Origin of the sequence: Segatella copri (assembly GCF_009495355.1) — a bacterium.
Classification (GTDB): Bacteria; Bacteroidota; Bacteroidia; order Bacteroidales; family Bacteroidaceae; genus Prevotella.
In genome coordinates, this window is sequence record NZ_VZAD01000030.1 from 1 (window position 1) to 13908 (window position 13908).

General features: G+C 44.3%; 11 protein-coding genes. 1 reads left to right on the forward strand and 10 read right to left on the reverse strand.

What is annotated here, in order from left to right:
• The coding region (locus F7D20_RS03160) for a leucine-rich repeat domain-containing protein (RefSeq protein ID WP_158462812.1) at window positions 1–999 on the reverse strand (999 nt) is incomplete at its 3' end.
• Between the two features lie 697 nt (window positions 1000–1696).
• Here F7D20_RS03160 and F7D20_RS03165 point away from each other — a divergent pair.
• Window positions 1697–3250 (forward strand): OmpP1/FadL family transporter, encoded by a 1554-nt coding sequence (locus tag F7D20_RS03165; protein WP_158462813.1) that lies wholly within the window; start codon window positions 1697–1699, stop codon window positions 3248–3250.
• Between the two features lie 192 nt (window positions 3251–3442).
• Here the strand turns inward: F7D20_RS03165 and priA are convergent, their stop codons facing one another.
• From priA to F7D20_RS03210, 9 genes are all read right to left on the reverse strand, one after another.
• On the reverse strand, window positions 3443–5716 hold the full coding sequence (priA, locus tag F7D20_RS03170) for a replication restart helicase PriA (RefSeq protein WP_158462814.1): 2274 nt from the start codon (window positions 5714–5716) through the stop codon (window positions 3443–3445).
• A gap of 82 nt (window positions 5717–5798) precedes the next feature.
• Entirely contained in the window at window positions 5799–6437 is a 639-nt protein-coding gene (locus F7D20_RS03175; RefSeq protein WP_158462815.1) for a porin family protein, read from the reverse strand.
• A 22-nt stretch (window positions 6438–6459) separates the two neighbouring features.
• The gene (gldN, locus tag F7D20_RS03180) at window positions 6460–7506 is read right to left on the reverse strand and encodes a gliding motility protein GldN (protein WP_158462816.1); all 1047 of its coding nucleotides are present in this window, start codon (window positions 7504–7506) and stop codon (window positions 6460–6462) included.
• Between the two features lie 50 nt (window positions 7507–7556).
• Entirely contained in the window at window positions 7557–9113 is a 1557-nt protein-coding gene (gene gldM, locus F7D20_RS03185) for a gliding motility protein GldM (protein ID WP_158462817.1), read from the reverse strand.
• A gap of 70 nt (window positions 9114–9183) precedes the next feature.
• The gene (gene gldL / locus F7D20_RS03190) at window positions 9184–10044 is read right to left on the reverse strand and encodes a gliding motility protein GldL (protein WP_158462818.1); all 861 of its coding nucleotides are present in this window, start codon (window positions 10042–10044) and stop codon (window positions 9184–9186) included.
• 5 nt (window positions 10045–10049) lie between these two features.
• Entirely contained in the window at window positions 10050–11510 is a 1461-nt protein-coding gene (locus tag F7D20_RS03195; protein WP_158462819.1) for an SUMF1/EgtB/PvdO family nonheme iron enzyme, read from the reverse strand.
• Window positions 11511–11522: 12 nt separating this feature from the next.
• Window positions 11523–12458, reverse strand: coding sequence for a PorP/SprF family type IX secretion system membrane protein (locus F7D20_RS03200; protein WP_367383905.1), 936 nt, complete (start codon window positions 12456–12458; stop codon window positions 11523–11525).
• Between the two features lie 233 nt (window positions 12459–12691).
• A complete protein-coding gene (locus F7D20_RS03205) occupies window positions 12692–12913 on the reverse strand; it encodes a DUF2795 domain-containing protein (RefSeq protein WP_006848869.1) in 222 nt (73 codons plus the stop codon).
• Between the two features lie 141 nt (window positions 12914–13054).
• Window positions 13055–13639, reverse strand: a complete 585-nt coding sequence (locus tag F7D20_RS03210; RefSeq protein ID WP_158462821.1) for a hypothetical protein — start codon at window positions 13637–13639, stop codon at window positions 13055–13057.
• Window positions 13640–13908 lie beyond the last annotated feature (269 nt).

Below are 13908 nucleotides of genomic sequence, written 5' to 3' on the forward strand. Positions count from 1 at the left end.
GAATGCGTACTTGCCTATTGAGGTAATACCAGCAGGAAGGGTTAAACTCGTTAATCCGCTACAGTCAGAGAATGCGTACTCGCCTATTGAAGTAATACCAGCAGGAAGGGTTAAACTCGTTAATCCGCTACAGCCATAGAATGTGTCATCGCCTATTGAGGTAATACCAGCAGGAAGGGTTAAACTCGTTAATCCGCTACAGCCATAGAATGCGCGACTGCCTATTGAGGTAATACCAGCAGGAAGGGTTAAACTCGTTAATCCGCTACAGTCCAGGAATGCGTACTTGTCTATTGAGGTAATACCAGCAGGAAGGGTTAAACTCGTTAATCCGCTACAGCCAGAGAATGCGTACTCGCCTATTGAAGTAATACCAGCAGGAAGGGTTAAACTCGTTAATCCGCTACAGCCATAGAATGTGTCATCGCCTATTGAGGTAATACCAGCAGGAAGGGTTAAACTCGTTAATCCGCTACAGCCATAGAATGCGTACTCGCCTATTGAAGTAATACCAGCAGGAAGGGTTAAACTCGTTAATCCGCTACAGTATGCGAATGCGTCATAGCCTATTGAGGTAATACCAACAGGAAGGGTTAAACTCGTTAATCTGCTACAGTCATAGAATGCTTTCTCGCCTATTTCATCATTAGAAGTATAACAATTATCACCAGGATAATAACTATCCCCACCTTTTACAATCTTCGCCTCAGACAAATCTAATACAGAAAGCTTTCCTTCTGTACCATATCCCCGATTATCTCTTCCTGCCATCTCACGAATCATGTTCCAATCCGTACCATTTATCTCACCAATAATCTTCAGATTCGTAATTTTATACATCTCACTACTTGCAATCTTGTTAGGTAAAGTACCAGCCTTGTCCAAGTTGATTGTAATCTGCTTGGTAATCAAGTCGTCATCTGCTGCTTGAATTGAGAAACAGCCAAGCAACATAAATACCGCAGTTAAAAACAGTCCTTTAAATGTAAAATTTCTCATAGTTCTATTATTTTAGTTTATATTCTTTTGAAACATGTGTACAGACATAGTCAGCTATCGCTTTCCTCTTTGCCCTGTTCTACATCAAAGGGTCGTACCATAATCGTACTTTTTTAATGTGAAACAATTGATTTATAAACAACAAGGAGAGTATGTTTAAACTCTGTTTGAGCAGAATGGGTATCTGTCTGCAAAGGTAAATAAAATATTTTTAAATGTAACACCTTTTTCAGAATCTTTTTTGATACAAAGTAGCAAAAAAGATAAATGATCTCTTTAGCCTATAAAAAGTTCTGTTCCGCGCTTTGCAATGTCTGTTCAAAGGCTTTGAATGTCCGTTCAAAGGCTCTGAATGTCCGTTCAAAGGCTCTGAATGTGCGTTCAAAGGCTTTGAACGGAGATTTATAAGTTGTTTAAGAACAAATTCATAATAAACAGGAAACAATTTGTATGCTATTAAAGTAAAAACACATGGCTATAGGGGTGCTGGGTAGTTACTTGCAAAAGTTGGGTAATATTACCAACTTTTGTCCCCCTATTTCTTATCCCGAACAGAAGTAAAACTCTGCACATATTTTAAAATCTGTGCAACAAAACCTTCTTTTTCCGTTAATATGTTTTAAATAAGCGTACCTTTCTGTATCCAAATAGAACATTCTTCTTACCTTTGCGGACGTTTTTATTTAAAATTATTAAAATGAAGAAACTAAAATTAGTTTGTGTTGCCATTGCGATGGCCTGTGCAACACCTACATTGGCAGGTGGTTTGCTCACAAACACAAACCAGCACGTAGCATTCAACAGAATGATGAGCCGTGAGGCTTCAATCGGTATTGACGGAGTTTATTACAATCCGGCCGGAGTTGTATTCATGAGTGAAGGTCACCATCTCGCCATCAACTGGCAGTTGGCTTTCCAGACACGTACTATCAACAATGACTATGCTTTGTTTACCAACAATGTAAACAATCCCATCACTCCTCGCGATTTCAAGGGTACGGCTTTTGCTCCTGTTATACCTTCTTTCCAGTATGCTTACAACAAGGGCAAATGGTCTTTCCAGGCAAGCTTCGCCCTCACTGGTGGTGGCGGTAAGTGTACTTTCGACGACGGACTGGGATCATTCGAGAAGATTGTAGCCGAGACTGCCATTGCCGCTTGCCAGTTGGCTGGTGCTGTCGACCAGGTAGCAGGTGCTTATGGTGTACCAGCCATATTCTCAAGCAACCAGTGCTTCGGAACTGAAGGTAAGTACAGCTACAACAGCTATATGCACGGACGCCAGTATTACTACGGTCTCTCTGCAGGTGCCGCTTATAAGTTCAGCGACAACTTCAGTGCCTTCTTGGGTGTTCGTGGTGTTTATGCCCTGACCAATTACTATGGTTATGTAGAGAACATTCAGGTAGGACAAATGCCTCTTTATAAGGTACTCAACCCAGCTAAGGAAAGTTCTGCCAATATCGAGTTGAGTTGCGACCAGAGTGGCGTAGGCTTCACTCCTATCATCGGCGTAGATTACAAGACCGGCCGTTGGAACTTCTCTGCCAAGTATGAGTTCAAGACCCGTATACGTCTGAAGAACAAATCAGTAAATCAGATACCAAGTATCGGCAACCTGCCCGACAATCTGCGCAATGCCTACATCGCTAATGGTGTGCCAGAGGCTGCTGCAGACGCTATTCTGAGCAACCCAAAAATTCAAGGAGCCATGGTCACATTGAAGACTCAGTTTGACTCAAAGATAGACAAGGCCATCGGTGAATATGAGGACGGCAAGAAGATTGCTGGCGACATTCCTGCTTACTTGGCTTTGGGAGTAGGCTACAGCCCTGTAGATGCAGTAAGAGTAAACGTAGGTTTCCACTGGTTCGACGACAAGAATGCCACATCTTACAACAACCGCAACAAGGAGTTGAAGCGTGGTACCCTGGAGTATAATGCCGGTGTAGAGGTAGACGTCAACAAGAAGATCACTCTGAGTACAGGTTGGCAGAACACCAACTATGGTTTGTCTGACGAGTATATGGATGACAAGTCATTCGTTGTAAGTTCCAACTCTGTTGCCGTCGGTGGTGTTTATCACATCAACAAGAAGATGGATCTCAACGTGGCTTACTTCCACACATTCTATCAGCACAAGAAGACTACCGAAAAGGTACAGTTCACAGCAGACAGAAGCTTGAACTACTCTTCTGACTATACCCGTAACAACAACGTCTTCGCAGTTGGTCTCGACATCAACTTCTAAACGAAGCGAAGAGCGAAGAGTGAAGAACTCTACAGCTTTAGCTCTTACGACATAAAACATAACTACACACACAGAAAGGCAATCTTGCTCTTGCGAGTTAGATTGCCTTTCATTTTATATTTTGGCATTTTAATTGGCTTTCCCTTCGGTCGCCGAACGTTGTTTCTTCATTCTTCGTTCTTCACTCTTCACTTACAACGGGTCGACATCATAGTAAATCTGCAATGCGCCATAGCGAGGATCCTTCGACATTTGCTCCTGGGCGTATCTGAGATATTCTCTCACCTTCTGCTGGTCAATACCATTTTCCAGTTTGATAACAATCTTACGGATGTTCATAGTCTTCACCTTTGCCACCGCTGGCTTGTCGGGACCAAGAACCCTGTCGCCAAACCAGGAGCGCAAAGTCTGTCCCAACTCCATACCCGCCTGATGGCATACCTGCTCGTGCTTATGCTTCAGGAAGACATAGACAAGATGGTAGAAAGGAGGATAATGGAAAGCCCTTCGTTCCTCCAACAAGTCTTGGTAGAAGCCTGTATAATCGTTATGAACCACCTGCGAGATGACAGGCAACGTGGGCGACTTGGTCTGCAATATCACCTTGCCTCGCTTGCCCTTTCTCCCGGCCCTTCCGCTCACCTGAGCCATCATCATAAAGGCATGCTCGTAGGCTCGGAAGTCGGGATAATTGAGCATGGAATCGGCATTCAGTATGCCCACCACACTCACCTTGTCGAAATCCAGTCCCTTGCTGATCATCTGCGTGCCAATGAGCAGATTGGTCTTACCCGACGAGAAATCGTCTATCAGCCGTTCGTAAGCATTGCGGGTACGGGTGGTGTCCAAATCCATACGGGCGATACGAGCCTCGGGGAATATATCTGTCAGTTGGTCTTCGATGCGCTCGGTACCCAGCCCTCGCCCCATGAGTTCTGTACTTCCACAGTTGGGGCACTCCACTGGCACAGGATAAGTATATCCGCAATAGTGACAGGTGAGCAGGTTGATATTCTTATGAAGGGTAAGCGACACATCGCAGTTCTTGCACTTAGGCACCCATCCGCATACTTTACACTCCACCATCGGTGCAAAGCCACGACGATTCTGGAACAGAATGGCCTGTTCGCCATGCGACAAAGCCTCGCGTATGGCTGCTAAAAGTTGAGGAGAGTAGGCACCAGTCATCATCTTGCGATGCCGCAAATCCTTTACATCCACCACCTGGATTTCGGGCAACTGTATGTCCTTGTATCGGGTTTTGAGCTCCACCAATCCGTACTTGCCTTCCTGCGCATTGTAATAACTCTCCATAGATGGTGTGGCTGTACCCAAAAGAACCTTACAGTCGGGATACATACCTGCCAACACAATAGCAGCACTGCGGGCATGATAGCGGGGAGCAGGATCTTGCTGCTTAAAGGAGGTCTCGTGTTCCTCGTCGATGATGACAAGTCCGAGATTCTGAAAAGGGAGAAAGACTGCACTTCGAGCCCCCAGAATAACATCGTAGGGATGGGCAGACATCTGTTTCTGCCATATCTCCACTCGTTCGGCATCGCTATACTTGGAATGATAAATGCCAAGACGATCGCCAAAAACTTTGTGCAGACGTTCCATGATCTGTACCGTGAGAGCTATCTCGGGCAGAAGATAAAGCACCTGCTTGTGATTGTCAAGAGCCTGTTTGATGAGGTGGATATACACCTCGGTCTTGCCACTCGAAGTCACGCCATGAAGAAGCACCACATTTTTCTTCATCATCTGAAGGAGAATCTGGTTGTAAGCTTCCTGCTGGGCTATAGAAAGTGGTTTGATCTGCTCGAAGTGACTCTCACCTGAGGTATTCAGTCGTCCCACCTCCTCCTCGTAAGTAAAGAGGATGTCGCGGTCGATGAGCGATTTGACGATGGCAGAAGTGCAATGAGCCTCATTCATCAGTTCTTCCTTGGTGACCTTCTTGATGCCTTCGCGAGGCGTATCGTTCTCAAGACTGTCCCAATGGGAAAGGCTGAGAAATGTTGTAAGGGCTTTAGATTGCTTCAGGGCACGCTGCAACATGTTAAGAGCCACATGCAGGGAAGCTTCGTTGCGGTATTTGCTCGTAAGCTCCACATACAATTCCATCCTGGGTTTGAACTTCTCTGCAGACTTCATGCCTGCAGGCATTGCGGCATTATACACATCGCCCAAAGGTGACATATAATAGTTGGATATCCACGACCATAACCTGTACTGCCGGTCAAGAAGTGTAGGAGTAGCATCCAGCACCTGCTCTATCGGCTTGACCTTAAAGGACGGCTTCTCCTGATGCACCTTTACCACCATGGCAATGTACTTCTTGCTCTTGCCCAATGGCACAAGCACCCGTTTACCAAAAACAACACACCCTTCCATCCCTTCGGGGACAGAATAGGTAAACATACCAGGTAGCGGCAAGGGCAATATGACATCGACATACTTCATACCCTGCAAAGGTAACAATAAAAAAGCAGATACCCAACATCAGGTATCTGCTTTTATATATTTTAATATGTATCTCCTATGCTTAGAACCAATAGCCAAGAGAAATCTGCCAGGTATTGTTTCTTCCCTTCACGACAACAGGATTACCATTGGCATCAGAAACTCCCATATCCATACTGCCGGACTTGTTGCATTCAATGTTGTAATTGACTGAAGCCTGCAGATGGCTCAACAAAGTTACACCGGCGCCCACATTCACACTGAAGTTTGCCTTTTTCAAGGAATAGCTGGTGGATTTATCCCATTTGAAATTCTTATTTCCTACATTGATTCCCCACTGCGGACCTGCAAAAAGGAAGATATTAGCCAGACTGCTCAGCCCAAAACCATAACGGACATTCACAGGAATATCGATGAATTTTTGTGTAACTGTGGTTGAATTATAAGTTCCGCCCACAACATCGTCGGCAACTTTCACCTTAGCCTCCTTCTGATCATATAAAGCGGCAACGTCAAAACTTAAGCCAGTAACAGGCACTGTCACCTTAACCATAGGACCAAAGAAAAATCCTGCACGGTTTTCCGCATCCCAGTTGTCTCTACTGAGCTTCAAATTGCTGACATTCAAGCCACCCTTTACACCTAACTTAATCTGTGCCTGAGCAGGATTAGCAAAGAAGAGCGAAACCGCCAACACAATAAATGATAATACTTTCTTCATACCTTATATTATAAACCTATTATTAATGACGCTGACGACGAACCGAAACTCGGGCTGTACTGGATCCTGACGAACCGGAACTGCGCTGACGACGGGTCTTGACTGTAGACGAAGAACCAGAAGTTCTGCTTCTGCGATTCTTCTTCACACCCTTCACGCCCTTCGCATTCTTCTTGTCGGCATTGGCAATACTGTCAAGAGAATCTTTGCGCGCCTGATCGCCCCAGATATTCTTCTCGAAGGCAGCCAACTCTGACTCTATCTTCTTCTGCTCCTTGCTCAGAGCTGAATCGGTAGGACAATATTGAGCCAAGGTTTTACCCAACATATTGGTCGTCTTGTATATCTTGCCCTTATACTGGTTCTTGACAAAATAATCGTCTATACTCATCATGGCAGCATTATTGAGATTGCTCGTCATTATCTGCTGCTTGGAGAGATAGGGAGCAAGGTCAGAATACTTCATCCAGAAGAGAGGATACTTGGTTCCGGCATCACCAAAATCGTCTTCACGTGTCATAATAGGACACAAGGCGATTACCTTGGTATGGAATGTGGCGGTATGCTGGTCGTAGTATGTGGCTTCTTTCACATAGTAAGACTTTACCTCACGAGAAGGAATATCGCTGTCATCGAGTGTCAAAGCTCCATTCTTACGCTCATAATAGATGTGATAATTATCCATGAAGGCCTTAGGCACAACACGATCCTCGTAGTTGAAACTCTCATGACCATCCAAGCGATACTGGTAGGCACGAACACGACCGCTCAACATCAGCTTGAACATATAGGTAAAGAGATTCATCTGACCACCGACAGGCTCCACAGGATAATACAAGGGTGCATTGGCATCATCATTTAAGTCGAGTTCACGATAGATATCACGTCTCCATACCACATCATCGCCCATAGTAGCCGATGTAGGGAACATTATCTGCGCACGAGTAGTCATGTTGTTGGCATTCGACTGCTGCTTGGCTTTCTGCTGTGCCTGTCTACGAGCCTCTGGTTGGGCATTCGCACCGATTGTCAGGCCCGCAAGCATCAATAACAAAAATATCTTTCTCATTATAATATCTTTATTTCTAAACAATAAGATTCTTCACTCTTTACATTTCTCTACCTCACAATCACCTCCATGGCTGCAGGGAGGTTACGGGTTATTCCATCAGGCCCCACAGCCTTGATGTGAGAGATATAGAAACGACGGTTTCTCGACAGTCTGCGGAACTCCTCACGCTGACGCTCAGAGAAATTGGCTCCTGCCGAAGCCAAAGGTACTGCATTACCCATATTGTCGAAGAAAACAGTCTCAAAACTCAATACACGGAAAGGAATATCCAACAATCCGTCATCGATTGCCGCATGAATACCTGAAGCGCCCATCAGGGAAGCTTTCGACAAGGCGCCACCACGGAAGCGGTTGGTACCCAAAGCCAAGTAAGCTGTTGGATCGGGTAGTTTCCTTACATGAAATACAAATGGAGGCATCGTTCTCGTCTGACCCTTGTCGCGGGCAGTAACATGTATCGTCACGTCCTTACCCACTGCTGACGGTACAGCCACAAAACGTCCGTTGCCCTTCGATATGAACGAACCACCTGTCATGGTTGCAGATACAGCATTGGCAGGAACTCCTGGCACACTGATGCTGACAGGATTCTGGAAACCTGCATACAATACATTCATCATATCGGCTGCCACTGTGGCAGTATTAGGTGCAGGAATTACAGTATACTTCTGCAGGAAGTTTCGACGCATCACATCGCCTCTGGCATTCTGCATCAGGATATAGCCACCAAACTGGTGCTCGCCAACTCCACCTGCTGTGAACGAATACTGACCATGAGCAGTGTTCACTCTCACTCCATTGACATAGATCTCAGGCTGCTGAGTTGTATCGACTGCTGCCATCACGATGTTGGCATTGAAACGCTCGCCAGGATAAAGAGTTGTCTTCTCGGGAATAACAAAGGCGTCAAGCTTGTTGACTCTTATATCTTTCATGTCGATATTGGAAACCAAGGTATGCAATACTTCACCCTCGGCATAACGAACATCGCTCTGCAACTTAGACAACAAAGTAACGGCTGCTGCCACGGGCATATTCTCAAACATGTACTCCTGCCAGTTCTTGCCCAAATTCTTTGCATCCTTAGGCACACGGGTAGAAAGATTGCTCTGGATGATTTTCTTCTGATGCTCATCGGTGACCATCATCAATATACGATCACGATAGCTGTTGATGGCACGATATAATTTGCCACCCTTACCAGAACCAGGAGCCAGCATCACTATACCTGCCGCCTCAAGATTATCCTTATTCTCTATATGCAATACATCTCCATCGCTTCCATCAGCTTCACGCACGATAGCTTCCTTCAGCTGCTGGGCAAAGTTGTAGAGCGAATCGCTCATTTCCTTAACCTGTGTCGCCTTCTCAAACCATGCCTTTACCTTGGCAGGATTCTGCTTCATCTGATCAGCAAAATTACTATATAAGGCAGCATTCTCGGCAGAAGAGTTGGCTGTTGTACGGTTCAGACTCTCCTCTACTATAGAAAATCCATTGAGCACCTCGGTAGAGATGTTCAATGCCAGCATAGCCATCAAGACGAGATACATCAGGTTGATCATCTTCTGGCGAGGCGATATAGGTCTTTTCTTTATTGCCATTCTTTAATTTGCTTATTTCACTTGTTTTCTCCCTCTTCGTCCGTAGAGAGAGTTCGTATCTCTATGCTTTTTAATCTTCACTCACATGGGGTGCGGCTGCCCTCATATTGACAGTCATCGCCTCAATCATACGAGTATAGATCTTGTTGAGTTGCTCTATCTGCTGAGCCATCTTGCGACTCTGCTCATTTATCTGGTCGATAGTGCCAATTTGCTGACTGGCACCCTTCAACTGCATTTCATAAACCTTACTGATACCGGTAAGAGTACGGTTCAGATTCTCCATCTCCTCGCTGTCACGAGTAAGACGTTTGCTTTGCTCATTCACCTTCTCCAAGGTCTCTACCAACTTCTTCAACTCTTCCACATAGTTGTTTTGAGCCTCGGCCATCTCGGGAGTAGTATTCTGCTGACTTCCTATCCAGACACCATTGGCTACAGACTGCTGCGTGCTATCATCACTGCCACAGGCCACTGTCTGAACAGGCTTCTCGAGAGAATCGCTTACCTCAGGATCTGCCATACTGATAGTTGATGCAGAAGAAGAGGTCTGAGGATTGCCTACGACAACGACAGAAGGCTGAACATTACCAACAGGTGAAGCCTGAGAGGAAGCAACACGTCCTTCTTCATAGGTCACCTTACCTGTCTCGAGATATTCCTCAGTCACATGAGTAGGGATATCTCGCCCGTCAGCAGTCTTGTCGAAAGGACGGTCGAAGGCGGAAAGAAAGAATACCACAACCTCGGTTCCCATACCAAGGAACATCATGAAATTAGCTCCAGGCAGATGGGTCAACTTAAACAACGCACCAGCAATAACGACAGAAGCACCCCAACTGTAAGCATAGTTCAGAAAGGTCTGACCAGGCACACTGTCCATCCATCTTTGCAGACGGTATACGATATTGAATTTACTATATTCGCCCATGGCTATTATCTCCTTTTCTTTGTTTTTATTGTTTTTTGTTTAGCACTCGATGTGGTAGCAAGACTTCTCACACATCTGAATCCTATATATGACCGTGGTTGATTCTGATATTCCCAGGAACGCCATGCCGAACGGATAAATGACTCTGGATCTTTCCATGACCCTCCGCGTACACTCTTCTTTTTCAGACGATAGGGATCTTCCTTGGCTGCATTGTAGACAAGGGTCGGATTCAGGTCGTTCATGGCATCAACACCAGCCTCTGTAAATACCGTGCTGGTCCATTCTGCCACATTACCGGCCATATCATACAAGCCATTGGAATTGGGTGAATAAATAGCCACCTTGCTGGTTATCAGATTGCCATCCTTGGTGTAGTTACCACGATCGGGTTTAAAGTTGGCATAGAAACAACCATCGCCGTTCTTTACATCCTTGTTGTCCCATGGAAACTCGTTCTGATCCTTGCCTCGAGCGGCAAACTCCCATTCTGCCTCAGTAGGGAGACGGTAACGCTGAACGAACCTTGCCTCAGGGCCTAAGCCTTTCAGCAGATAATCTGTACGCCATGCACAGAAGGCATTGGCCTGTTCCCAGGTAACACCTACTACGGGATAGTCGTTATAAGCCGGATTGCTGAAATAGCTTCTCAGATAAGTCTCATTGTCTGAATTTCTGAAATCGTTGACCCAACAAGTAGTATCGGGATATACATTAACAATGTAGGTGTTGAGGAAATCCCAAGGACCCGACAACTGACGGTTAATGGTTTCACTGACGATTTTTCCTTCATCATCCACATAAGCTGTATCCTTGGATATCATCACCACCTCGTTTGGATCAATATTGATATCTGTATTCAGGTTTCGCTCCTGTGGATTGATACGGTTGCGACGCAAAGCCGCAGCTGTATAGTCATAAATCTCATATTTATAGTTCAACTGGCGACAGTCTATCAATTTCTCCCCCGTAACAGGATTGACAGCATAAAGACTCTCTATCGCCCGCTGCTCATCTTCGTTAGGTTTCTTGGGAAGTTGTTTCTTCCAGTTGACACGCGGAGTTACAGGATTACCCTGCTTGTCCTCAGTAATCATATAGGTTTCATCGCCACCATAGGCGGGATCTGCCAAACGGGTACGAAGAATAGAGTCCCTCACATAGGATACAAACTGCTTGTACTCTGAATTTGTGATCTCGGTGTCATCCATCCAGAAACCATCTACAGAAACTTCCTTGCGAGGAGTCTTCTCTCCCCACAGCGAATCTTCTGTTTCTAATCCCATCTTCAGGAATCCACGATTGATTTTTACCATTCCATAAGGTGCAGGTTCTGCAAAATTCCTTCCACCGACGCCCACGACCTCACCGCCTCTACCGGAGACCGAGGCTGACTTAGCTCCAAAGCATCCAGTTAATGCCAAGAGAGCTACTGCCGAACAGAGGGATAATATACATTTCTTCATATTCATGTTTGCTTATAATATTCTTACGCTTTTGTGCTTGTTTCTTCCTTTTTTAACAAGATTGATATCGGTCTGATAACCTACAAAAAGTTCGTGGCTACCATTACCTGGTGAGATGGCTGAAGTATAGAACTCATAGCTATAACCTAACACAACACCATGAAAACGGCCACCTATGAGGCCGGTCACAGAATTGGTGGGACTATAAGAGACGCCTCCATAGAGCATCTTCTTCTCATGAGTATACACCAAACGACAGCTAACATCTCCTCGCCAAGCTACTCCGTCATACTTCACAAGAGCAGAAGGCTTCACTGATAAAAACGGATTTCTCAACTTAATATTGTATCCTCCTGTCAAATAATATACAGGAGAGATGTCTATTTCATTGGTTTCACCTAACTCTATCTTGGGAGAAGTGAGGTGCTGGGCAGAAACGCCTACGTACCAAGCGCCATGCATATAGTAAACACCTGCACCAATATCAACAGAATTTCCATTTACATTAGTCTTCGGTAAAGCAGGGTCGTTGCCTTCCTCTACATCCACCTTGCTTCCATCGAAACTTTCAGAGATAAAACCTGCCTGTATACCTGCACTCAACATTCCACCAAAAAGTCTTCGCTTGAAGGCATATTGGGCTGCCAGGCGCTGATGGGTGAAAAGGCCTATCTGATCGTTCATCAGTTGAAGACCTACGCCATGATAGTTTTTCAAAAGATAAAAAGGCATGTCAGCCGATACATACATCGTTCGTGGGTTGTGTTCATAACCTGCCAGGTCTATGGCATAAGCGCCCGTTACGTTCAATTTAGCCTGTTTTCCAACTGAAGCTGGATTAAAAGAAGGCTCCATATCGAAATAATGACTAAACGAAGGATCATACTGAGCATTCACAGACTGAACACCCAGCAACAGGACGTATAATATAATGAGACGTTTCAACACAATTAAATAACGCAACAATACCAATTTTATTGTATATAGGAAATATACGATTTACCTTATATCATTATAAGGCATACTGAATATTAATAACCATCCTAAAGATAGATTACCTTTTTATAGTAACAACATATCTTATATACCTATTTATATATAATATATACGGGAAACACAAGATAGTACAAAGTGCAAACGATAAAGGCTGCCCAAAATGAGCAGCCCTATCATCGACTTTTTTAATATTCGTCGTCATTCCATAAGAAGTCATCCTTTGAAGGATAATCGGGCCAAATGTCCTCAATGCTTTCATAGACATCACCCTCATCTTCTATCTCCTGCAAATTCTCCAGAACTTCCAGAGGCGCACCCGAACGAGTTGCATAATCTATCAACTCTTCCTTTGTAGCAGGCCATGGTGCATCTTCAAGCTTTGAAGCTAATTCAAGTGTCCAATACATAGCTGTCTTTTTTTAGATTTATATTTGCGTGCAAAAGTAATAAAATATATTTTATCTGCAAGCATTTGGAGCATTTTTTCTTAATAAAAGAGAAGAATAATGCAATTATTACATTATTTTATCCATATTTGCCCACAATAATCAAAAATTCACCTCATAATGCTGCTTGTAAACGGACTTATCGAAAAACACAATGCCACAATAATATAGATGGTAAGTAATACCGACATGTACATCAGCCTGAAGTTTTTTCCACAAAGCACGATTCTTATTGTTAATACCATTAACTACCAACAAGGTTTGAGATGTGCATTTGGCCAACAATTCATCAAGCACATCAGCTGCATATTCCAGGTCAACCCAAATCAGTATGCGGTCCGTGTTCGGAACGCAACGAAATGCACTTTTTTCCAAAAATTCAGAAATCGCACCTGACTTCATACGATGAGATCCGGCCTGAGCATACTTCAAAAACTGAGGTTGATCACAGTAACAGAAATCTGGCTGCCAAAAATTAGCTAAACGAAAGAACAGCCTCCCCAACTTATGTTGATGTTTGGACAACATATTCATATGCTCCTTCAATTCTTCATAAGCATAATAAGGATAATGCTCATTTATGACGTAACGGATAAAACGATACGCCGAAGGAGACTGAACACCAAAACCGCGACAATGAGTACATCGTTTCAGCCAAATCCATGAAGATTTCAAAAAATAAAGCATAATCACATAGAATGAATAACAAATATATAATTTCAAAATTGAAATGTCACAAAGATCGGTGTAAACCCCAAAAGAGATACACCAAAGAACGGACATCACTCATATACAGAATGAACCAAAGATTAGAACGAATCAAAGATCAAAATGTGACAAAGTATGGATGCAAAGATACAAAAAAAACCTCAATTATCAAAAGATAACTGAGGTTTCTTATAAAAGGAGGCGGCTACCTACTCTCCCGCATTGCATTGCAGTACCATCGGCGCAAG

Excerpts from the sequence above, each read along its gene's own strand:
- F7D20_RS03210 (WP_158462821.1), bottom strand. The coding sequence starts at position 13,639 with ATGCTTTATTTTTTGAAATCTTCATGGATTTGGCTGAAACGATGTACT.
- F7D20_RS03165 (WP_158462813.1), top strand. The coding sequence starts at position 1,697 with ATGAAGAAACTAAAATTAGTTTGTGTTGCCATTGCGATGGCCTGTGCA.
- gldN (WP_158462816.1), bottom strand. The coding sequence starts at position 7,506 with ATGAGAAAGATATTTTTGTTATTGATGCTTGCGGGCCTGACAATCGGT.
- priA (WP_158462814.1), bottom strand. The coding sequence starts at position 5,716 with ATGAAGTATGTCGATGTCATATTGCCCTTGCCGCTACCTGGTATGTTT.
- gldL (WP_158462818.1), bottom strand. The coding sequence starts at position 10,044 with ATGGGCGAATATAGTAAATTCAATATCGTATACCGTCTGCAAAGATGG.
- F7D20_RS03195 (WP_158462819.1), bottom strand. The coding sequence starts at position 11,510 with ATGAAGAAATGTATATTATCCCTCTGTTCGGCAGTAGCTCTCTTGGCA.
- gldM (WP_158462817.1), bottom strand. The coding sequence starts at position 9,113 with ATGGCAATAAAGAAAAGACCTATATCGCCTCGCCAGAAGATGATCAAC.
- F7D20_RS03175 (WP_158462815.1), bottom strand. The coding sequence starts at position 6,437 with ATGAAGAAAGTATTATCATTTATTGTGTTGGCGGTTTCGCTCTTCTTT.
- F7D20_RS03205 (WP_006848869.1), bottom strand. The coding sequence starts at position 12,913 with ATGTATTGGACACTTGAATTAGCTTCAAAGCTTGAAGATGCACCATGG.